18 protein-coding genes are annotated in these 21,583 nt (G+C 39.9%); all 18 read left to right on the top strand.

Going from position 1 to position 21,583, the window contains the following annotated elements; genetic code table 11:
- The first annotated feature begins 26 nt into the window (after nt 1–26).
- The 18 genes from CSV74_RS05700 (at nt 27) to CSV74_RS05615 (ending at nt 21,531) form a co-directional block, all read left to right on the top strand.
- Nucleotides 27–941 carry a VOC family protein gene (locus tag CSV74_RS05700; protein WP_099690912.1) on the top strand — a complete coding sequence of 305 codons (915 nt, stop codon included), beginning with the start codon at nt 27–29 and terminating at the stop codon, nt 939–941.
- A gap of 25 nt (nt 942–966) precedes the next feature.
- On the top strand, nt 967–1,758 hold the full coding sequence (locus tag CSV74_RS05695; RefSeq protein WP_099690911.1) for an SDR family oxidoreductase: 792 nt from the start codon (nt 967–969) through the stop codon (nt 1,756–1,758).
- 17 nt (nt 1,759–1,775) lie between these two features.
- Nucleotides 1,776–3,467, top strand: coding sequence for a thiamine pyrophosphate-binding protein (locus tag CSV74_RS05690; RefSeq protein WP_233190791.1), 1,692 nt, complete (start codon nt 1,776–1,778; stop codon nt 3,465–3,467).
- Nucleotides 3,468–3,496: 29 nt separating this feature from the next.
- Nucleotides 3,497–4,954, top strand: a complete 1,458-nt coding sequence (locus CSV74_RS05685) for an aldehyde dehydrogenase family protein (protein WP_233190789.1) — start codon at nt 3,497–3,499, stop codon at nt 4,952–4,954.
- Nucleotides 4,955–4,966: 12 nt separating this feature from the next.
- A complete protein-coding gene (nadX, locus tag CSV74_RS05680; RefSeq protein WP_099690909.1) occupies nt 4,967–5,743 on the top strand; it encodes an aspartate dehydrogenase in 777 nt (258 codons plus the stop codon).
- 19 nt (nt 5,744–5,762) lie between these two features.
- Nucleotides 5,763–7,085 (top strand): aromatic ring-hydroxylating oxygenase subunit alpha, encoded by a 1,323-nt coding sequence (locus tag CSV74_RS05675; protein ID WP_099690908.1) that lies wholly within the window; start codon nt 5,763–5,765, stop codon nt 7,083–7,085.
- Between the two features lie 12 nt (nt 7,086–7,097).
- Complete coding sequence (locus CSV74_RS05670; protein WP_099690907.1) at nt 7,098–7,601, top strand: aromatic-ring-hydroxylating dioxygenase subunit beta; 504 nt, start codon at nt 7,098–7,100, stop codon at nt 7,599–7,601.
- A 341-nt stretch (nt 7,602–7,942) separates the two neighbouring features.
- A complete protein-coding gene (hcaB, locus tag CSV74_RS05665; protein WP_099690906.1) occupies nt 7,943–8,740 on the top strand; it encodes a 3-(cis-5,6-dihydroxycyclohexa-1,3-dien-1-yl)propanoate dehydrogenase in 798 nt (265 codons plus the stop codon).
- A 1,636-nt stretch (nt 8,741–10,376) separates the two neighbouring features.
- The gene (locus CSV74_RS05655; RefSeq protein WP_158231753.1) at nt 10,377–11,441 is read left to right on the top strand and encodes an MBL fold metallo-hydrolase; all 1,065 of its coding nucleotides are present in this window, start codon (nt 10,377–10,379) and stop codon (nt 11,439–11,441) included.
- 336 nt (nt 11,442–11,777) lie between these two features.
- Nucleotides 11,778–12,794 carry an ABC transporter substrate-binding protein gene (locus CSV74_RS05650; RefSeq protein ID WP_158231752.1) on the top strand — a complete coding sequence of 339 codons (1,017 nt, stop codon included), beginning with the start codon at nt 11,778–11,780 and terminating at the stop codon, nt 12,792–12,794.
- Between the two features lie 58 nt (nt 12,795–12,852).
- Nucleotides 12,853–13,710 (top strand): ABC transporter ATP-binding protein, encoded by an 858-nt coding sequence (locus tag CSV74_RS05645; RefSeq protein WP_099690903.1) that lies wholly within the window; start codon nt 12,853–12,855, stop codon nt 13,708–13,710.
- Nucleotides 13,700–14,470: an ABC transporter permease gene (locus CSV74_RS05640; protein WP_099690902.1), complete on the top strand. Its 771-nt coding sequence runs from the start codon at nt 13,700–13,702 to the stop codon at nt 14,468–14,470. The genes CSV74_RS05645 and CSV74_RS05640 overlap by 11 nt, the downstream gene beginning before the upstream one ends.
- A 65-nt stretch (nt 14,471–14,535) precedes the next feature.
- The gene (locus CSV74_RS05635; protein ID WP_099690901.1) at nt 14,536–15,282 is read left to right on the top strand and encodes an ABC transporter permease; all 747 of its coding nucleotides are present in this window, start codon (nt 14,536–14,538) and stop codon (nt 15,280–15,282) included.
- A gap of 114 nt (nt 15,283–15,396) precedes the next feature.
- Nucleotides 15,397–16,692: an MFS transporter gene (locus CSV74_RS05630; protein WP_099690900.1), complete on the top strand. Its 1,296-nt coding sequence runs from the start codon at nt 15,397–15,399 to the stop codon at nt 16,690–16,692.
- Between the two features lie 547 nt (nt 16,693–17,239).
- Nucleotides 17,240–17,770, top strand: a complete 531-nt coding sequence (locus CSV74_RS05625) for a cupin domain-containing protein (RefSeq protein WP_099690899.1) — start codon at nt 17,240–17,242, stop codon at nt 17,768–17,770.
- A gap of 1,062 nt (nt 17,771–18,832) precedes the next feature.
- Nucleotides 18,833–18,994 (top strand): hypothetical protein, encoded by a 162-nt coding sequence (locus CSV74_RS16590; RefSeq protein ID WP_158231751.1) that lies wholly within the window; start codon nt 18,833–18,835, stop codon nt 18,992–18,994.
- 1,293 nt (nt 18,995–20,287) lie between these two features.
- Nucleotides 20,288–20,845: a YdhK family protein gene (locus CSV74_RS05620; RefSeq protein WP_099690898.1), complete on the top strand. Its 558-nt coding sequence runs from the start codon at nt 20,288–20,290 to the stop codon at nt 20,843–20,845.
- 143 nt (nt 20,846–20,988) lie between these two features.
- Nucleotides 20,989–21,531, top strand: a complete 543-nt coding sequence (locus CSV74_RS05615; RefSeq protein ID WP_099690897.1) for a CueP family metal-binding protein — start codon at nt 20,989–20,991, stop codon at nt 21,529–21,531.
- The last annotated feature ends 52 nt before the right edge of the window (nt 21,532–21,583 follow it).

The raw sequence follows: 21,583 nt of genomic DNA, 5'->3' as shown, positions 1-21,583 counted from the left end.
GTAAGATTGGAGAGGTGGGAAACTCAATGCTTGAAATAACACATTTACGTCACATAAGTTTAATAACACCTAATCTAGAAGAACAAATCGAATTTTATAGAGATGTCTGGGGATTGGACGTTGTCTCGCAAGATGATAATCAGGTATATTTCCGCGGTTCAAGTCCTGAACATCATATTCTTCATTTACAAAGAGGAGAAATAAGAGGTCTTCATCATATTGCATTTGGAATGGTAGACAAAATAGCAGTAGACAAAGCGGCAGCCTTTTTGAAAGAGAAAGGCGTTGAGATTATTCAACAGCCCGGCTTTCTGGATGAAGTGGGCGGCGGTTATGGCCTTCGTTTCGTAGACTATGAAAATCGTTGCTTTGAACTTTCCACATGGGTAGACATCCATACAGAACCATGGCAAAGAAAAGTTGAATCAAATCCGCTTTACTTGAACCACATCGTCTTGAACACAACTGATATCCAGCGGTCGACGGATTTTTTCACTGAAGTGCTAGGCTTTATGGTTTCGGATTGGAGTGAAAATCAAATGGTGTTCTTGCGGTGCGATAAAAATCACCATGAAATTTCATTCAACCAGGCGGGGCATGCATCGGTTAACCATATCGCCTATGAAGTAGAAGGTGTGGATGAAGTAATGCGCGGCATCAGCAACGTCCGGAAGAAAGGGTACAGGGAAATCTGGGGCCCAGGAAGACATGGACCAGGAAATAACATCTTCTGTTATTTCCAAGATCCAGGCGGATTTGTCATGGAGTATACATGTTATGTAGATGTAATTGAAGATAAAAAAACGTGGCGTGCTCAAGTTTGGAAGCGTGTACCGCATTTATCCGATAGATGGGGAATTGCGGGACCTCCTTCGTCGGAGACTAGAGCGAAGATGGCAGGAGAGCCGGATCCCGGTTGGGCTTTAGTAAATACGAAGTGATGGATAAAAGGGGTGGCAGGGAGAGATGGAGTTAAATTTAAAAGATAAAGTCGTTGTCGTCATGGGCGGCACGGCGGGTATCGGTTTTGAAACAACGAGGATGCTGCTGGAAGAAGGGGCGAAAGTCGCTATTTGTGGACGGAGCCTAGATCGCTTAAATCAAGCAATTGAAAAGTTGACGGACGATTCGAACCGGGATAATCTATTCGGCATGACATGTGATGTGTCCAAGCGTGAGGACGTAGAAACTTTCATCAATGCGATAGGTGAACATTTTCAAAGAATAGACGTACTCGTAAATAATGCGGGACGGAGTATTATGTCACGCTTCTTCGATATTACCGATGAGCAATGGCAAGAACAAATCAATCTGAAATATTTTGCAATTATTTACGCGGTCCAAGCAGTTGTTCCGTTCATGAAAGCACAAGGAGAAGGCCGGATTATCAATATGAACGCGACACTTTCAAAAGAACCGGAGCCACATATGGTTGCAACTGCCGCAACGAGAGCAGGATTGCTGAATTTAACGAAAAGCTTATCGCATGAGTTGGCGAAAGATAATATACTTGTCAATACAATTAGCCTCGGATTAATCAAAACGGATCAATGGGAACGGAGAAGGTTGGAACGTGCACCAGATGTAGATCCGGAAGTTTATTACAAAGAGTTGGCGGAAAATAGAAAAATCCCACTTGCTCGGGTCGGTTTACCTGGAGAAGTCGGAAATGTCATTTTGTTTTTAGCTTCGGAATGTGCCAGCTATGTTACAGGCGCAAATATAGAAGTATCGGGTGGATTAAGTAAAGTTTTATAGGACAAGGGGGACTTGGGGTGGAAAGTATTCAAGAGCAGTTTACGGTCGCAGATGCAATCGTAAAAGAATTAGTCAATGCGGGAGTTGAAACCGCTTACGGTATTGTGAGTATTCACAATATGCCGATTTATGATGCGATTTTACGTGAAGGAAGTATTGAATTAGTTTGCGCACGTGGAGAGAGTGGCGCAGTGAATATGGCTGACGGACATGCAAGATCAACTGGCAAGCTAGGCGTGGCAATTACGAGTACAGGCACAGGAGCGGGAAATGCGGCAGGTTCTTTAGTGGAAGCATGGAGTGCCGGCGTCCCATTATTACATATAACCGGTGAAGTTTCTTCTGAACAGATTGGGACAGGTAGAGGTTATATCCACGAATGCAAAAATCAGCTCCAAATGATGGAGGGGGCTTGTAAAAAGGCTTATCAATTAAAGGTTCCCGAGCAGGCAACAGGATTTATCCGTAAAGCAATCAAGGAAGCATTCCAAGCGCCGTCGGGTCCAATAAGTGTCGAAATTCCGATTGATTATCAATCAGCTATTATTCCGGATACTCCGATTTACGATGAAATGGTATCTGGTCATTCAACACAAGAAGCATTCATTGTACCTAAAGCCGTCATGCAGACGATTCAGGAAGCAAGGCGGCCAGTATTATGGGTTGGTAACGGTGCAATTTTATCAGGTGCTTCCGAACAAATCAGAAGGATGGCGGAAATGACGGGCGCGCCTGTCATTACGAGCCAATCAGCTAAAGGAATCATTCCGGAAGACCATCCGCAATGTATTGGACATTTTGGTGCGTCTCCTGAAACGAAACAGTTTTTGGCAAATGCAGATTTACTCATTAGCGTGGGTGTACGTTTCCGGAGTAATGAAACTTCTGGCTGGTCAGTTGAAGTGCCGGAAAACCATATTACGATCGATGCCGATTATTTGGCGGTCAGTCGAAATTATGAGGCGAAGTATGGGTTAGTCGGGGATATCAAAATAGTCTTGGAAAGTCTGGCCTCACAACTGGATTCGAGCGATTACACAAAGCCAGGTAACGATTATGGAGAAGAAGTCAGTCAATTGCGTGAAACACTGAGGGCTCAGCTCCGCAAAACATTAGGACCTTATGAAAATATTTTGGACAGTATGAGAAACAGACTGGATGAAGAAACGATTTTTGTAAGAGATGTCACTATTCCGGCGAACGTTTGGGGAAGCCGACTGTTCGAAATTTATAAACCACGCCATTCGATTCATGCCTCTGGAGGCGGAATTGGCCAAGCTTTACCGACAGGAATCGGTGCACAAAAAGCGAACCCTAATAAGCGGGTTGTCGTATTAGCAGGGGATGGCGGCTTCATGGTCAACATTGGTGAGCTTGCAACAGCAGTCCAAGAGAACCTTCCGATGATCATCCTTGTGTTTGATGATAGCGGTTACGGTGTACTTCGTAATATTCAAGACGCAGCATATGGCCGTCAAGTCGGTGTCGATTTAGTCAGTCCGGATTTTGTACAGCTGGCACATTCGATGGGGATAGAGTCGATGAGAGTAGACTCTCCCGATGCATTTGACCAAGCATTGGAGAATGCGACAGGGTCGAATAAGATGACTTTGATTGTCGTTGATATGGAAGCAGTCGGACCGATGGCTAAACCATTCGGCGGGCCCCCGGGTGTCGCTACGTCATTTCAACCAAAGAAAATAAAATAAGGTCGTTCAATGGAAATGAGGGAGACAATTTGGTCTATAAAACGGAAGCAACTTTGCAAATTTCAGGAAAGATATTAGTGAACGGTGAATGGATAACGTTAGAAAAGTGCAAAGACGTCATCAATCCTGCCGTCGCAAGTGAAGTCGTCGGTTTTATCGGATTGGCTTCCGAAAAAGATGTAGATCGGGCGATTATGGCAGCGGCAGATGCGTATCCAACATGGTCGCAAACATCATTGGATGAACGGATTGAGCGTGTTCACCAAGTATGGGAGCGTGTGAAAGACCGTATCGATGAATATACGACTTTATTTGTCAGAGAAAATGGTAAAACTTTGCAAGAAGCAAAGTTAGATATTCAAAGATGTGTACAGATATTAAATGAGATGCCAGCAAACCTGAAAAACTGGTACGAGCCTAGAGATCTGTCCGGACAGGCCCAACAGGTCGAAGTCCGGAGGCGTCCGAGAGGTGTGACGGCAATCATCACCCCATGGAATTCTCCGATGATCTTAACGTTTAAGCGTGTCATACCGGCTATTTTGACAGGAAACACAGTCGTTTTCAAACCTGCGACAGATTGTCCATTGACGATTATGGTCTTCATGAAAGAGCTAGCTGACTGTCTACCGTCAGGGGTGTTGAACGTTGTGACAGGTTCGGGTGGTCTTATTGGCGATCGAATCGCGAAGGACGAACAAGTCCGGACAATCGCGTTTGTAGGTGGCACAAGTACAGGGAAAATATTGATGGAAAAGTCCTCATGCACTTTGAAGAAATTGAATATGGAACTGGGTGGTAATGACCCTGCCATTATATTGGCCGATGCTGATTTGAACAAGGAAACAATCCAAAAGTTAAGAAATGGAGTTTTGAAAGGTGCTGGGCAAGTATGTTCTGCCATTAAGCGCATTTATGTCCACGAATCACGATACGAAGAGTTGTTGGATAAACTAAGCGAAGAATTTAACAAAACAATTGTCGGAAACGGGATCCAACCGGATGTCAAAATGGGCCCATTGAATAATGAATCACAATTTCGTTTCGTGAAAGATTTGATTGACCGTGCAGAAAAAGAAGGTGCCAAAGTGCATTACTTTGGTAGAAAATTGAACGAGGATACATGGGAAGACGGATATTTCATGCTTCCAGCCATCGTTACAAATGTGCATCAGGAAAGTGAGATCATGAGAGCGGAGCAATTTGGTCCTGTAATTCCGGTGATGCCATTCAATGATACCGAGCAAGTAATCAATTATGCGAATGATTCGGAATATGGCTTAAGGGCATCTATTTGGACAACTGACATCGATACAGCAAAACGGTTGGCTGATCGTATCGAAGCTGGCGCCATATTCTTCAACAATCATACGATCTTCAAAGATTTACGCCTCGATTTTCCTGGTATCAAAGAAAGTGGTCTATCGAGCGTAACAGAATTTGGGGGCTTTGAACATTTCACTGATTCATATGGATTTGCCGAATAAGGAGTTGTCTAAATGAACATAGGTATTATCGGAGCCGGTTCTATTGCGACATTCATCATGAAAGAAATACAACAAATGCAGTTGGACGGATTGAAAGTGAAAAGTTTATTTGTGCGCAGCTTTAAAAAATATGAACAGCTCGCTACTGATTACGGAGTTCAGTTGTTCGATGATATTGATCAATTCCTCGAATCCGAAATAGATATCGTGGTGGAAGCAGCCGACATAGCAACGGCTCATCAGCATATTCCAAAGGTTCTTGAGAAAAAAGAAGTGATCATAATTAGTATCGGAGCACTAGCTAATGAGGCGTTTTTAGAAGAAATTAAACTTCTGGGTAACAAACACAAACGCTCAATATATTTACCATCTGGTGCAATTGGAGGAATAGACGCAATCCAAAATGCAAATGGATTAGGAGAATTGAAAAAGGTTTTATTAACAACGAGGAAACCGGCACATTCATTTGGAGAGGACATTGTAGGGGAAAAAGTGATTTTCCAAGGATCGGCTGCAGAAGCGATTGAAAAATTCCCTAAAAATATCAATGTTTCGATTGTATTATCACTCGCTGGAATTGGAGTGAAAAATACGAAAGTTGAAATTATTGCTGATTCGAAAGTGACGAAAAATCATCATCAAATTCAAGCGGAAGGTACCTTTGGTTCTATGACGTTTCAAATTGAAAACGAACCGATGCGTACGAACCCTAACACGAGTATGTTAGCCGCTTTAAGTGTGCTAGGCACACTGAAAAAATTGCAATCTACTATAAAGATTGGCTTATAAAAATAAGGAGGTCGTTTGTATGACTACTACGAGGACTAAACAAGTTCCACGGCTGGACGAAATGACGAGAAGTGAATTAATTAAATATTTAAAATATACGGTTAAGCCTGAAGAAGGCTTGATTCCATCTTATATTTTTTCACATCCAAAAGTTTATGAGCTTGAAATGGAGAAAATTTTCTTAAGGGACTGGCTATTTGTCGCCCATAAGTCGGAAATCCCGAACAAAGGAGATTTTGTGACACGGGAAATGGGCGGACAGAGCGTCATCGTAACACATGGTGCAGATGGTGAAATTCATGTGTTGCTAAATGTTTGTACACACCGCGGTATGAAACTTTGCCGGATGGATAACGGAAATCAAAAAAGCTTTACGTGTCCTTACCATGGGTTCAACTTTAAAAACACTGGTGACTTGATCGGAATACCGTTCCAGAAAGTCGTTTACGGTGATACGATGGATAAAAGTAAAATGGGCTTGAAAGAAATTCGTCATGATGTCTATGCAGACTTGATCTTTGCGACGCTTGATGCTGATGCTGTTTCCCTTGATGAATTTTTGGGAGATATTAAATGGTATCTCGACCTGGCATTTAACCGTGCAGAAATGGAAGTTGTTGGCCTTCCACAAAAATGGAATGTAGATGGCACCTGGAAACTAGGGTCAGACAATACAATTTCAGACTCTTACCATACATTGGTATCCCACGGGTCGATCGCAAAATTAGGTCTTGTTCCGACAGGGGATTATTCAAAATATGGTTACCAAATTTATACAGGTAATGGGCATGGATTGAACCTAGGCATGCCGAACCCTGACGGTTTTGCTTTCCCTGAAAGCTTAATCGATGAATATAAAGAACGACTCAATGAAGATCAATACAACATTTTGAAGCAGATGAAAAATATGATTGTTTGTGTCTCTCCGAATATTATGATTCTCATTTCTTCCATGGATTTAAAAGGGCAGAAAATCTCTCAAACATCCCTTCGTATCTGGAAGCCGACAGGCCCAGACTCCATGGAGATATCATCATGGATGCTTGTTGAAAAAAATGCGGCAGATGAATGGAAGAGATTGTCAGAACAAGCTTTTACACTAACGTTCGGAGCTTCTGGAATTTTCGAGCAAGACGATACAGAAAATTTTACAGATATCACGCAAAACAGTAAAAATCCATATCATTTGCAGGAGAACATTGTATTTAACTACACGATGGGTATGCATCAAGATCAAGTAGAAGACTTCGTTGGACCTGGTATTGTTTATAAAGATAAATTTAATGAAGCGAACTCCAGAGCATTTTTCAGAAACTGGCTTGATCAAATAACGGCTGAATGAGAGGTGAATGGGATGCATGAGAATATTATACTGCAATATGAAATTGAGCAATGGCTTTATAAAGAATCAGAGCTTTTGGATGAATTGAATTTCGATGGTTGGTATGAATTATTGTCAGAAGAAATTAGTTATACAATGCCTTTAAGAATTAACCAAATGGAAGAGTCAAAACCTGACTACTCAGAAGCTACTTTACTATTTGACGATGATTCGACAACTTTGAAACTCCGAATTGATCGTTTAAAAACAGATATGGCATGGGCTGAATTGCCACCATCACGCACAAGAAGGAATATTTCGAATGTGAAGATTAAAGAAATATCGGAAAATGAAGTGACTGTTCATAGTAATCTGCTGTTGTATAGAAGTAGAAGTACAGATACGACTGCTGATTTAATCTCAGGTGAGCGTAAAGACGTGCTCCGCAAAGAAAATGGTGATTGGAAGTTAGTTTCACGCTGGTTCTTAGCAGATCAGACATCTTTAGGAACGAGAAACTTGGCGATTTTTGTTTAATTTGATTCAGTAGAACTACCCCTACTTCTATAGGTGGTGGGATGAATGCTGAAAATGTATCCATTTCGGTGGGGGGCAAACCCCGGCTAAATCAAGTTAAGTTTCCGGCAGTTGTCACGGATTTTGAAAAGAGTTAAGGAAGGTAGTCTAAGTTCGCGACGTCCTTTCGCAACGACTGCATGACCTAGCTCCTGTAGGCCCCATGCGCAATTCATAATCCGGACTCAATTACGCCGAGGCGTTATTAAATGGACATTCAATTATGTAGCTACCCGTTAAAATTAGGGTAGCTACAGTTGTTATATGAAAGATTAACTTAAATAGCAGGGAAGTGTAATGTGATGAAAACATTAGGTGGAAAAGTTGCAATTGTAACAGGTGGAACGAACGGTATTGGAGAAGCAGTCGCTAGAGAGTATATAAATCAAGGTGCTAAAGTTTGTATTTTGGGAAGGTCAGAAGAGAAGCTTAATGCGTTACAAGAAGAATTTAAAGATGATATTTTAACAGTGAAAGGCGACGTAACAAAATATTCAAGCCATCAAGAAGCTGTCCGAAAGACGGTGGAGAATTTTGGGAAACTAGATATATTAGTTTCCAATGCCGGCGTATTCGATGGCTTTGTCGCATTGGGGCGACTGCCAGAAGAGCATCTAGACGAAGCGTTTTCAACCATTTTCGATATAAATGTAAAAGGGGGCTTATTGGCGGCAAAAGCTGCTGCTGAAGAGCTGAGAAAAACGAAAGGGAATATCATCTTCACTGTTTCCAATTCGGGGTTTTATCCGAATGGCGGTGGCCCTATTTACACGGCAAGTAAGCATGCAATTGTAGGACTTATCCGAGAGTTGGCTTATGAGTTGGCTCCTGAAATTAGAGTAAATGGCGTGTCACCTGGTGGAACTGTTACGGAAATTACCGCAATCCCATGTCTGCAAGATAGCGTGAAACAGATAGATAGGGAAACGAGAAAGAAGAATATTGCAAGTAGAAATCCACTGCAAATTGCTCAGGAGGCAAGTGATCACAACGGCGCCTATGTCCTATTGGCATCTGATAACGCTAAGGCGATAACAGGAACCGTCATAGAGAGTGATGGAGGCCTTGGTGTGAGAGGGATGCCTGGTACGGGTTTCTAATAATATGTCGTCCAAAGGCGAAATTGATTACTGAAAGGTGCTGCAGTATAGAATAAAGGAATGCATTGAACCAATTCTCTAGCACAAATCTCATACATCGTAAAGGATATAGATCAAGCCATATCATCATTCAGCAAGTTGCTAGGCATTATGGAACCTGAATGGTTTTTGAAAGAAGGTCATGACCAATCGCAAGTGTTTTATAAAGGAGTCCTCTTAGATACGCAGAGTAAGCTTGTTTTCATTGTCACACCGTCAACCCAAATCGAACTAATGGAAGTCAATGTTGAGCTAAGTACGATGAGAGACTATTTGGAGGGGAGTAGGGATCCACCACCTAGCTTTTTTGTAGACAAAATTGCTACTTGTCTTGAACCTTTGGTTAAAAGAGTTTATTCATTGCTGCAGTCAGTTGAATTCACATATGTGAAAAAAGGGTGTCATTCCTATTTAGATACAGGAGCTTTGTTGTAACAGTATTTAAATTGCTTGAAAGAGAGATGTCACAGCCTAAAATAAGTGGGGAACCCTCTTACAGAGTCACTCTTTGGCTCGCGGATTTTAACCCAAATTACACTCGTAATGGAAGACATCAATGCTCTGCTACTCGCTTAGGAGATTTGCTGAATTTTGACATTCCTTCTAATATTGAGGCTTAGGCTAGAAAAATGACCTAAGTAGCATATAAAAGAGAAGCGACAGAGGTTGACTCGGTATTCATATTTTAAAAACACCTACAATTGGGATGGAGCTCTTTCAACCAGGAAAAAACCTGAGTATTTGGAATGAGCAAATGAATAAGTACGTAGAAGGGATCCACCATATTTCTTTGGAATTGGACAATTTGAAGAAAAGGTTACCCAACTTTCAAAAAAGGCTGGGATGTCATTCAGCAAGGCAAGGATCTGAATGAACAATATGCCTATTTGAATACCAAAGAAGGGGTTTATAGTACTGATTGGATTATTTGAAAGTTAATCTCATTAAAATCAAAGTTAAATAGTCTTAGTGCCATTATACGCCCACGTGCACACAATTTTAAAAGACGACATTTCGGTCTGAAACGAACGAAATATCGTCTTTTTCGTATTAGGATTTATCCCTATCTATGGACTTTAATTTAGGAATGTGTATAGGGCCTATTATAAAAAATATAATATAATTTTCTATTCAATTTGAAATAATAAATTATTCTCAATGTCGACTTGCTGCTTGAAAAAATGTAACAGTTTTCCATCTAGGGTAAAAATCGACGCGATGAATCAACGTTCCGACCTCTTTTTATTAAAACAAATTATTACATAACCAATCTACTAATAGGAGAAACTTTACACAGAGTCCCGCTAAAAAACTATATCAACATTTCAATTTTTCATGTTGACATTAAATTCAGAAAAGTGTAAAATTTATATAATAGATTAAACGAAAATATGTTTTGCATACAAAACATATAGATTGAATGTTACATGGCATAGTAATTAGGTTTGTGTGAAAACGCTTACAAAAAAGGGGGGGTTAAGTTTTGTGGTTAGGAATGTTGATTAAAATAAGGGGAATTAATTATCGATCAGGCACAAAAAAGAAATGCCTCATAGATATTCAACCAGTAAAAGAATGTAAGGGGGCAGAATAAATAATGCGACTTATTGGGGGCATATTCTTAGGATTGATAATAGGGATGCTAGGGGCATGTGGCTCCTCCGTTGAACAAGAGAGAGGTGTTTCGGCTGATGAGATTAATAACAATGAACCTGTTGAAATGAAACCTAGTGAAAATTATGCAACGGCAGAGAAGCAGATGAAACAGGCAGGAGAAAAAAAGAAAAGTGATTTTAAAGTTACTCTCCTTGGGACTGGCTCACCTCTTTTGAGTATGGAACGGTTTGGACCTGCAACGCTAGTTGAAGTTGGCGAGGAAAAGCTACTTTTTGATGCTGGAAGAGGAGCAGCTTTACGCTTAAGTCAAACCGGTGTGTTACCTGGAAGGGTTAACAAGTTGTTTGTTACCCACTTGCATTCCGATCATACAATTGGAATTCCCGATGTTTGGCTGACGGGTTCATTGCCAACTGGTGGAAAAAGAGAAACGCCATTTGAGGTGTGGGGACCTAAAGGAACTAAAGATATGATAGGAAAGATGGGAGAAGCCTATATTGCCGATATCGAAGTACGTAAAAAGAATCAGAACGAAACCCTAAGTGGGTTGAATGCAGTTGGCCATGATATTGAACAAGGAAGAGTTTATGAGAAAAAAGGGGTAGAAGTTATAGCTTTTCTAGTTGATCACGGACCGGTTGAACCGAGTTACGGATACAGGGTGAATTACCAAGGTCATTCCGTAGTAATTTCTGGCGATACTCGATATAACGAAAATCTAATTGATTTTGCTACAGGGACAGACCTGCTTATTCATGAAGTTGCAGCAGCTAGGCCGGATAATAAATCACCGTCTATTCAAAAAATCCTGGAGCTCCATACGACGCCTGAAGAAGCTGGGAAAGTATTTAATGAAGTAAGTCCAAAACTTGCCGTCTATTCGCATATTGTATTACTTGATGGTCTCACTGAGACAGAGGCTAATTTGGCTGTTAGAACGAGTAAGGTTTATGATGGTCAAATTGTCATTGGTGAAGATCTTATGTCTTTTGAAATAGGTGATAACATAAGGGTAAAAGATCCGAACTTTGTCCTTAATAAATAAATGTAGCTTAAAACCAAACTAAAGGAAACCGTACTACATTTTACGATAGGTTTAAGGCTTTTACTAATGTCGTGCTGTTCTGAATGGTTTTTTTAAAAGTCTTTCCACTCGAATAATTATTTAGCAGATTGCTGAACTTGCTGACGGGTAAAATGACTGAATAGTCACTTTACCGCAGATTGAGACATTCAGGTTGTCAACCTGTTTTACTGATCACAACTCTTGTTATAAAAACAAAGGAAGGCACAGAGGACCGGTTCCTAAGGGAGAATGAAGAATTATTGCAATACATTTAGGGGTTCTACTGTTATCACATATAAAATAGGGGGAATGAAATTGAAGAGACTTACTGCTGGATTTGTTTTGATCTTACTGGTCGGATTATTGGGTGCGTGTGGTTCTGATAACCAAAAAGATGGAAAAGCGTCAGCCGAGGGAAAAAAAGGGGATGAACCGGTTGAAATTAAATTAGGCGTTGGCTATGCGACAGAAGAAAACTTATGGCTGATCAAAGTGGCGTCTGATATGGCACCCAATTATGGGGACAAATACACGCTGGATCTTCAACAGTTCCGAGCAAATACGGATCGATTGAACGCTTATCGCGCCAATCAAATAGACGGTGGAACTTTGGGGCAGGGAGCTTCAATAATGTCGGTCGCGCAAGGCGTTGATATGAAGGTTGTTGCTAATATAGCAAAAGAGAGCATGGAAGAAGGATTTAATTCAACTTTCATGGGATTAGAAGAAGCGGGCTATAAATCGGCAGCAGATTTAAAGGGAAAAACAATCGGTATTCCGGATTTTAAATCTCCTAGTGATATGTGGGTCCGGTCAAGTGTAAGGGCAGCAGGGTTAAACCCAGATAAAGATATAAATTATGCAGTACTTCCGATCCCTGCAATGGAGGAAGCTGTAAGAAGTGGAAAAATTGACGTAGGTATGTTCCCTCAACCATTTTATGACATGGCAAAAAATTCCGGAGATTTGGATTCGGTCTTCAGCTCTAAGGACGGTGTCCCGGTAGAAGAAGACTTTCTTAATCTATTTTTAAACCCTAAATTTATAGAAGAGAACCAAGAGGCTGTACAGGCGCTTGTAGAAGACTTACAGTTCATGACCCAATATTATCTTGAAAATACAGTTGAAGCTCGTCAAATATTACTGGACGCAGAATTTGTGTTAGCGGAACCGAAAACATATCTCAACTTGACAGATTACCATCGTGTAACAGATGTTTCGTTTGATCGTGAAGGTTGGAATTTTGTACAGGAGATTCTATTAAAAGAAGGTTGGATCGAACAAGAAATTGATTTGGATGCATTGGTAGACACTTCATTTTTAAGGAATTAAATGTAGTGTTTATCTTTTGCAAGAATGATAAGTGATATTTCGAATGGGGGTGCTGGAGATGAATCCTAGTGTAGTCGTCACAAAAGCGAAAGAAAGTCCAGTGAATGAAGTGAGTACAAGAGAAAGTGCGATTAAAATATCCAACCTGCGTAAAGTCTTTGAACGTAAAGGAGAAGAAATCGAAGCGATCAAAGGGATTGATTTGGATATAAAAGAAGGGCAATTTGTCAGTGTCGTCGGTCCTAGTGGTTGTGGAAAAAGCACATTCCTCCATATTGTCGGCGGTTTTATTGAAAGGACTTCCGGAGTAGTGAGTGTCCGAGGGGAAGAGGTCGGTAAACCTGCTCCAGACCGGGGAATGATGTTTCAAGAGTCGACTCTGTTCCCCTGGCGCAAGGTCTACGACAATGTGGCATGGGGTTTGGAAGCACAAAAGTTTCCTAAGGATGAAATCAAGGAGCGAGTAGAATACTTTTTGAAGCTTGTCGGACTTTGGGAATTCAAAGACAATCTGCCTTCCGAGTTATCGGGAGGCATGAGGCAGAGGGTGTCTCTTGCTAGAGTGCTTGCTTTTGATCCTAAAGTACTACTTATGGACGAACCATTCGGCGCGCTTGATTCTCAAACTAGAGAGACGATGCAAGTAGAACTTCAAAGGATCTGGTCGGAATCGAAGAAAAGCGTAATATTCGTTACACATGATATTGAAGAAGCTGTCTATTTAAGTGATTATGTTGTCGTTTTGACGAAACGTCCTTCGGTAGTTAAGGAAATCTTGAAAATTGAATTACCAAGACCCCGTGATGTATCGATACGTAAGTCTTATGAGTTTATTGATTACAGGAATCATATTTGGGATCTTTTGCATGAGGAGGAGAACGTGAAAAGTATAGGAGGCCAATTCAATGCGGAGTAGCTTAAAGAAAAGTCGCTTTATAGTTGTCTCTATAGTGGAGCTTCTCTTTTTCTTATCTGTATGGCAGATATTATCATTGATGGATTGGTTCCCCACTTATGTCTCCAGCCCGGCAGTTGTTCTTGGGATTATTAGTGATTTTTTTATGACAGGTGAAGTATTTCCTCATATTGGAATCAGTTTATATCGATCGATTGTCGGATTTTTGCTGGTTGTTTTATTCGGGACAGGCTTGGGGATCTTAGCAGGATTTTTCCCTTCGATTGGCAGGTTTTTTGATCCGGTCGTATCCTTTTTCAATCCGATCCCTAAAATTGCTTTACTTCCTGTGTTTTTAGTTTGGTTTGGCGTGACAGACACGACAAGGATTCTGATTATTTTCACAAGTGCTTTTTTCCCTTGTTTTATTGCGACATTGGATGGTGTTCGAGGGATCAATAAACTTTATCTGTGGTCAGCAGAAAACATGGGGGCTTCTAAGTTCAAAATGTTGTCCCGGATTGTCCTTCCAGCGGCACTCCCTAAAATATTTGACGGTTGGCGTGTTGCTCTAGCGTTAACTTTTGTGATGATGTTTTCATCGGAAATGATTGGTTCATCAACTGGTAAAGGTTTAGGATTTATGATTTTGAATGCTGATGCGTATGGCCGTACGGATATTGTCCTAGCTGCAGTCATAGTTATCGCAGCATTAGGTTTTCTTTTCGATCGATTGTTAATCGGTTTGAGGCAGCGGGTCTTATGGTGGCAAAATCGATAGTAGATTGATTGTTGTCGCGAAATTTTGTAGCGCTATAGACGCCAGCACATTGAGGGAGGACGTATATGAAAGCGATAAAAAATTTTATTGTGAAATATTTAGCGTTAATACTAATAGCTCTATTGTGGCAAGGGTTCGTGTTGGCAGAACTATTTCCAAGACAGTTATTCCCTGGTCTTGGAGAAATTCTATTGGTCTTTGTTGAGCTACTTGCCACAAGCGATCTATGGACAAATATGGGAGTTACAATCTATCGGATATTGGCGGGTTTCTTCCTCGCAGCAATCGTTGGAATCCCAATTGGGATTCAAATGAGCAGGTCATCATTTATTGATGACCTGATGCAACCAATTTTTACAGCCGGTTATCCTATACCAAGAGTGGCTTTATATCCTATATTTGTACTTTTGTTCGGGTTAGGTTCTGGCTCTAAAATATTCACCATTTTTCTTGAGTGTATTTTCCCTATTGTAGTAAGTACATACTACGGTGCGAAAAGTGTGAATCATTTGTACGTTTGGTCTGGTCAGAATATGGGGGCGACCGATCGCAAGCTGTTTTGGAAAGTGTTTTTGCCAGGAACAGCGCCGTCAATTTTTACCGGTTTCCGAATTGCGCTACCAATAGGGGTGGTTATTGCCGTACTGACAGAAATGATTAGTTCGAATAATGGCATTGGTTATTTTCTCGTTTATTTATCAGCGACCTTATCCCAAAGCAAAGTATTGGCAGTCGTAATTTTTATTTCACTCTTTGGTTATGGGTTAGATCGCTTACTACTATATGTGAGAAATCGATATGTTTATTGGTAATAGAGAGGCATATTAGATAAGTAATCAAAATGAAAATTAACGAAAAGAATCGTATACAAGCTTAGGGTCTCCAATCGCGAAGTTCCTTAATAGAATAGTATGGGAGGAACCAAAATGAAAATTAAAAATAATAAACGTTGGTTTTATATAGCGACACCTATTTTCTTTCTATGGTTTTTCGGACAAATAGACAAATTAGGAATTTCCATTGTCCAGACTGATCCACAGTTTCTAAGTGATCTTGGAATGACAGGGGCCAATGCGAATGCGAAGATTGGCTTCTTAACCTTTATCTTCATGGTAGCATATGCAATCTCCAACTTTTTTTGGGGATTCTTCATTGACAAGTTCGGTGCCCGTAAAACAGCAATCATTGGGGTTTCGATTTGGATAGTGACGATGCTGATGGGCGGACTTGCCACCACTTATGGCATGTTCATGGCGACACGGATTTTCTTAGGAATCGGAGAAGGGATGATGATCCCAGTCTGTGGAAAATTCATCGCTACTTGGTTCAATAAAAATGAATTGGGCCGCGCGCAGTCTTCCTGGATTTCGGGTAACTATGCAGGACCGGCCATTGGTGCAGTTTTTATTTCATTGATCATTGCCACGCTCAGTTGGCATGCGACTTTCTTTATATTGGCTGGGTTGAATTTACTTCTTGTAATGCCGATGTTGATTTTCTTAACAAGAAATGACCCGGAAAGCCATCCGGGCGTCAGCAAAGAAGAATTGTCGTACATAAGACAGGATGATACTCCGGTTACTGGAGAAAAGAAGAAAAGTTACGTTCAAGATTCCCGTTACTGGATTGTTTGGTTTGGTATGGTGATCACTTCTTTCTTATTTTTCGGTATTAGTATTTGGCTACCAACGTACCTGATGCAAGCCAGGAATTTTGATGTAGATGCTATGACAGGAATCACATCCTTATCTTGGTTGTTTGCACTTGGTTTCGTTCTGATCTGTGGTTATTTAGCAGATAAAACGAAGCGCCCTAGTTTAATAGCAACAATTTTGTTTGCTTCCTGTGCAATCTTGTTAACGGTTTCCACTCAAGCTTCGATCGCCATCATATCCGCTTTGGCATTAGGACTTGCAATGGGAACATTGGGAGGAATCTTTCATTTAAGTAACTTATTTATCGTACAATTTTCAACGCCAGAAACTGCTGGTCGTGCAGCGGGGCTCATGGGTTTCACGAACATATTCGGTGGGTTTTCCAGTTATGTGATGGGGTGGATGCGTGATATTAACGGAGGAGACTTTGGTCCGTCGCTAATTATGTTGATTGCTATCACAGCTTTGGGGTTCATCGCTTACCTGTTTACGCTTAAAACGGAAAACAAAGAAGTTCAGGAGGCTAAGAAAAAGATTCAGAATCAATCAGAAATGCAGACGATTTGATCATTTCTTGGCTATTATTTAGTCTTCTGATTTGGCTTTTATGAAGTGATTTTGAATTTGGTGGTCAAACTAAGTAGGTAATGGTAGTATGCGAAAATATTAATCGCTACTACTATTCTTATAGAAATAATATACTTCCTTAACTTACAAAATTACAATAAATCGCCATTCTTACGAGTGGTTTTTTATTTACAATATTTTATTTCATAATAAAATTAATTTTTTGAAACTTCACGGGAAACCCTAATTATAGGTTGAAGACGATATTTGTATGGTGTGCTTTTCATTAATATGAATTTTCTAGAAATAGTAAAATTTAATTAATAAATTGTTTTGCTAAGAATTTAAACATCTTTATGTATTGAGGACTCTATTAAGTCTGATCTGTGTAGTGACTCTAATTTCTATATATAATTTCTACTCACGCATTTTCTTATAATTAGACTAGTCTGAATTAATTATTGACAAAGAATAAAACAATGTTAACATTTAGTTATAAACAAAACTTAGTTTTGTAGATAAAACTAAATTAGAGGAGGTTTCAACTATGGCGGATGAAAGGTTTTCAATTGAAGAATTTGAAAAAAAGTATGTAGCCAAATTGGAAGACAGGACTTTGGATTGGAATGTATTAAAATTTCAAGAGGAGATTAACCCGAAATACAGGAGAGCACAAATGAGGTATATAGGTCGTGGTGCAACAGCAAATAATGATTCCAATATTATTACTGGAGAGAATTTCACTCTTAGTACAATGGTATTACCCGCTGGTTGCATTGGTCCATTACATTTACATGATGATGTAGAAGAAGTATTCTTTGTCTTAAAGGGTAATGTCACTGCATTAATTCAAGAAGATAGTGAAGGTGAAGTACATGAAATTAAATTAAATGCTCGGGATTGTATTAGTAGTCCTCCTGGTATATATAGGGGCATTAGAAATGATGGGAAGGATGAGGCTCTTATGCTAGTAATGCTAGGTGCAATAAAGCCTAATTTACCCACCTATCCTATTGGAAGTGAGCTAGAAGAGCTTAGAAAGTCTAGAGCTAAAGATCGAGAAGCAATTATTAAATAAGAGTAATATAGTTTAATATGAGTTTCGCGTATTCCTTAATATGTGGACATAGTGGTTCTTGGTAGAATCACTATGTCTATTTTTTAGTAATTATATTCAAAAGGTAGATGGATAATGTATTTTGATTAAAAATATAAAGTTGCAGTTATTATGGTAGGTACCACGGGTATTTGCATATAAAACAATATAAACATTTTCAATTAAGTTATTCTTATCATCTTCTTCTGTGACATCACAGCTCTTCGCAAAATTCTTTTCTGTTCAGAGTATTTTTGTCTATTTGTGACATATCGACATTTTTAATTACTTCCCATTCTCTTTCGAGATTCATGGACTATATCTTGAATTCGTCCATAACATTCGTCACTAATTCCGAGAACAAATTCTACTTGACCAGGGTGTTAACGGCAATTGGTTTAAGATTTAATTGTACAACCGTTCCAACTAACCTTGTCTCATCAATGTATAGTTCATTTTTATACTGTTGATACTCTATTCAAATTAGTATGGCGGATAGCCTACACGAAGTACAAACTGTATTTGCTGACGAAAACCACGCCACGACAAGAGCTGGTTGGGTTGGACCGACACGTCGTATCGATTTTGCAAGCTACTTCCGTGGACGGAACATTACATATCCTTACAAAGCATGGCAGTACATGATGCGGTTCATATGTCACTGACATAAAAACGTTTATAATTTTCATGAAGAGCGATGGAGAGAAAAAATTATTGTCGAGAAAAGTACGGTACACTAAAAAACATTGAAAATGCAAGCAATGTATTATTTCGAGCGGTACAAGGCCTGGAATGACTGACTATTATTTTGGTTGGGAGAGAGGGGAAGACTATTAAATGGGATATCGAGTAGAAAGTAATGATTAGGTTAAAAAACATTCCCGAGAATGTATATTACCGTATACTAACAGCGCGTGCTATGGAGAACTTATCTGATTAGTGCGGAAAAGTCACATCCTAATTAATTTATCCAATTGCCACTGTGAAAAAAGCAGGCACGAAAGCAAATGCTGAAATTAGTTTATTAGATTAAAAAGATTGCTTATGCGATTATTAAAGCCGCTGAAAAAAATGGATCCAGGGATGTTGACAGACCAAGTCGTAGTTGATGCGATTCAAGGCGGGAAAGGAACTTCATTATATATGAATATTAATGAGTCACTGGCAAACAGAGCGATTGAGTTGTATACAGGCTATTTTCGTTAAAATGCGGGGATATATATTAAAAGTCGATTGAATCCTTCGGGATGCGGTCGGCTTTTTCTGTTTTAAAAGTAATAGGAAAAATTAAAAACAGTGACTTGAAGGTCATTGATAGCAGAAGTATTGGAATCTACAGGAGGCGTTTTAAATGGTACTAGCAGAGGTAGAAGTCGTACAATACTTGGATCAGGGAATTAAGTTAGGAAAGGAAGTTGAGCGTGTTGAATCTGCTCTAAAGCAATGAAGGCTGTATTAAAGTCTTTCGTTGATGTTAATAGCCCTGTTGATCCAGGTGACGTTATTTGAGATTACGCTATCTCTTGTTCGTGGCAATTTGACGAAAAAAGGACGAAAGAGTTAGCGCTATACATGGTACTAGAAGGTGTAAATCCACGGGAAATATTGAACGTCACAGCTTTCAATTTAAAAAAGATGGACTGGTATGAAGCAGTAATCGCAAAAATGTGCGTAAAAAAAGAGAAGCGTTGGTTCGCATCTCGTAAAAAGCAATACGCTATAAACTGTAGGTTTATTATGCCATAAAAATCCTTCCGCGGGGTGCGGAAAGAGTGGACATGAACGCAAGTGCCACTTGGTACTAGTTTAGTGAAGAACCAGCTACCAAAATGATGACGAAAAAATATATTACAGCTGCTCGTAGAACAGTTTCTAATTATAATTCATTGGACCTTCGGCAACACCGGAATTCACGGGACAACTGAATGCTCGTGGATTGGAGCAGTAGTTAATATACCTGCTCTTGAATTGAGTGCTGAAGGTATGGCCTATAAGGAAACCCCAAAAGTTCATTCTGGCATGTTGTTTGTAAGTAAAATGCTCTCCGCTGGAAAAGTTGATGTCCGTTATAGTATTCGATAGTTAGAAGATGTAGCGTTTTATCTTACAACGGAAATGACGACACTGACTCTGTAGCGTTTTGTTTTAATTTAGCTAAATGTAAAGAATGAGGTGCTTCATAAGAAGATCGTTTTTATTGACCCGTTAAATTCTTTGCTAGTACAGCCCTTATAATGTGTTTCCATAACCATCCCAGCGGTAGGCAGATCTTTCACCTGAAGACGTTCAGGTTACGAAGAGATTGACTGAGGGTGCTAGTGTAATAGAAGTTGATTGATCATCCCATTATCGGGGATGATTGTTTTATAATTTTAAAGGAAAAAGGATATCTCTAATCATAAGGTCAATTGAGGAGTTTCTAAGGAGTTTAAGGATTTAGCTTAAAGCAAGAACAGAAATTGCTATACTGGTATTAATTTAATAAAGGAGTGAAGTCATATGAAAAAACAAGTACTTTCAATAAGTGCGGCGTTTGCTCTAGTGCTTGCAGGATGTGGAGCGGCGACGCCAACAGAAGAACCCGTTAAAAGTGAAGAAACTTCACACAATGATATGGAAGGAATGGACCATTCGAGTGACGGAAGTATTCCTGAAGGTTTAACGGAAGCCGAAAACCCGACATACCCGGTTGGATCTGAGGCTATTATTGAAACAGATCATATGGAAGGGATGAAAGGGGCTACTGCAACTATCGTTGGCGCATTTGAAACGGCTGCCTATTCCATTAACTATACACCGACAGATGGCGGCGAAAAAGTGTTGGATCATAAATGGGTCGTGCACGAAGAAATAGAAGATCCTGCATCTGCTCCTCTAGAAAAAGGAGCTGAAGTGACTGTACTCGCGGATCATATGGATGGAATGGAAGGCGCAAAAGCAGAAATTGAATCTGTAGAACAGACTACTGTCTATATGATCGATTATGAGTCAACAACTGATGGAGAAGAAGTACAGAATCACAAGTGGGTTGTTGAAGACGAGCTATCAGAAAAGTGATGATCCAATGATGGAGTTGCCTCGCGCAGCTCTTTTCATTGTATGTAGGTAAAGATCAAGTACACGTTATATAAAAGGTCAAACATTCGTTACATGTGCTCTTCTAAACAGACACAAAAATACATGGAATAGGTTGTGAGAAGATGAAAGGGAAATTGATGGTCATGTTATTACTGGTCACCGCTTTATCAGTCGGTTGCAGCAATGAAAATGCGAATAATGAAGTACAACCATCACCAACACCACAAGAGACAGTAGATATTAAAGAATTAGTAAACGACTATACAGTGAGAAATGCTGTAGCTGCTTCCGCTTCCATTACATCGTCTGAACTAATTGTCACAGATGATGATAAAAACGTGACGAAGTACGATCTTCCAGAAGATGAGTTTTTTGTATCGATTGCTCCATTCGTGAACACTACACACCCGTGTGACGTCCATAGTCTGACAGGCTGTCAAGGTGAACTCGTTGAGGAAGATTTCGATGTGCACATAGAAGATTCTGAAGGTAATGTAATTCTCGATGAAGTCAAAACAACTGAAACTAATGGATTTATCGACTTGTGGCTTCCACGTGACGACACATTCACGGTAACGATTAAACAGGATACGAAAGAGACAGTATCTGAAATTACTACGTTCGATGGGGATAACACATGCATCACGACTATGCGCTTGGAGTAATTTCGAAAGCGTTCTATCTTGAACTCCATATTAAAAAAATACCTGTGTCACA

This window comes from Sporosarcina sp. P19 (assembly GCF_002743165.1).
GTDB lineage: Bacteria > Bacillota > Bacilli > Bacillales_A > Planococcaceae > Sporosarcina > Sporosarcina ureae.
The sequence above is the reverse complement of the archived record's forward strand: the minus strand, read 5'-3'. Positions and strand labels throughout refer to the sequence as shown.

What these genes read in the sequence shown, in the direction of transcription:
- CSV74_RS05700 (WP_099690912.1), top strand. Translation starts at nt 27, where the DNA reads ATGCTTGAAATAACACATTTACGTCACATAAGTTTAATAACACCTAAT.
- CSV74_RS05695 (WP_099690911.1), top strand. Translation starts at nt 967, where the DNA reads ATGGAGTTAAATTTAAAAGATAAAGTCGTTGTCGTCATGGGCGGCACG.
- nadX (WP_099690909.1), top strand. Translation starts at nt 4,967, where the DNA reads ATGAACATAGGTATTATCGGAGCCGGTTCTATTGCGACATTCATCATG.
- CSV74_RS05675 (WP_099690908.1), top strand. Translation starts at nt 5,763, where the DNA reads ATGACTACTACGAGGACTAAACAAGTTCCACGGCTGGACGAAATGACG.
- CSV74_RS05670 (WP_099690907.1), top strand. Translation starts at nt 7,098, where the DNA reads ATGCATGAGAATATTATACTGCAATATGAAATTGAGCAATGGCTTTAT.
- hcaB (WP_099690906.1), top strand. Translation starts at nt 7,943, where the DNA reads ATGAAAACATTAGGTGGAAAAGTTGCAATTGTAACAGGTGGAACGAAC.
- CSV74_RS05655 (WP_158231753.1), top strand. Translation starts at nt 10,377, where the DNA reads ATGCGACTTATTGGGGGCATATTCTTAGGATTGATAATAGGGATGCTA.
- CSV74_RS05645 (WP_099690903.1), top strand. Translation starts at nt 12,853, where the DNA reads ATGAATCCTAGTGTAGTCGTCACAAAAGCGAAAGAAAGTCCAGTGAAT.
- CSV74_RS05640 (WP_099690902.1), top strand. Translation starts at nt 13,700, where the DNA reads ATGCGGAGTAGCTTAAAGAAAAGTCGCTTTATAGTTGTCTCTATAGTG.
- CSV74_RS05635 (WP_099690901.1), top strand. Translation starts at nt 14,536, where the DNA reads ATGAAAGCGATAAAAAATTTTATTGTGAAATATTTAGCGTTAATACTA.
- CSV74_RS05630 (WP_099690900.1), top strand. Translation starts at nt 15,397, where the DNA reads ATGAAAATTAAAAATAATAAACGTTGGTTTTATATAGCGACACCTATT.
- CSV74_RS05625 (WP_099690899.1), top strand. Translation starts at nt 17,240, where the DNA reads ATGGCGGATGAAAGGTTTTCAATTGAAGAATTTGAAAAAAAGTATGTA.
- CSV74_RS16590 (WP_158231751.1), top strand. Translation starts at nt 18,833, where the DNA reads ATGCGATTATTAAAGCCGCTGAAAAAAATGGATCCAGGGATGTTGACA.
- CSV74_RS05620 (WP_099690898.1), top strand. Translation starts at nt 20,288, where the DNA reads ATGAAAAAACAAGTACTTTCAATAAGTGCGGCGTTTGCTCTAGTGCTT.
- CSV74_RS05615 (WP_099690897.1), top strand. Translation starts at nt 20,989, where the DNA reads ATGAAAGGGAAATTGATGGTCATGTTATTACTGGTCACCGCTTTATCA.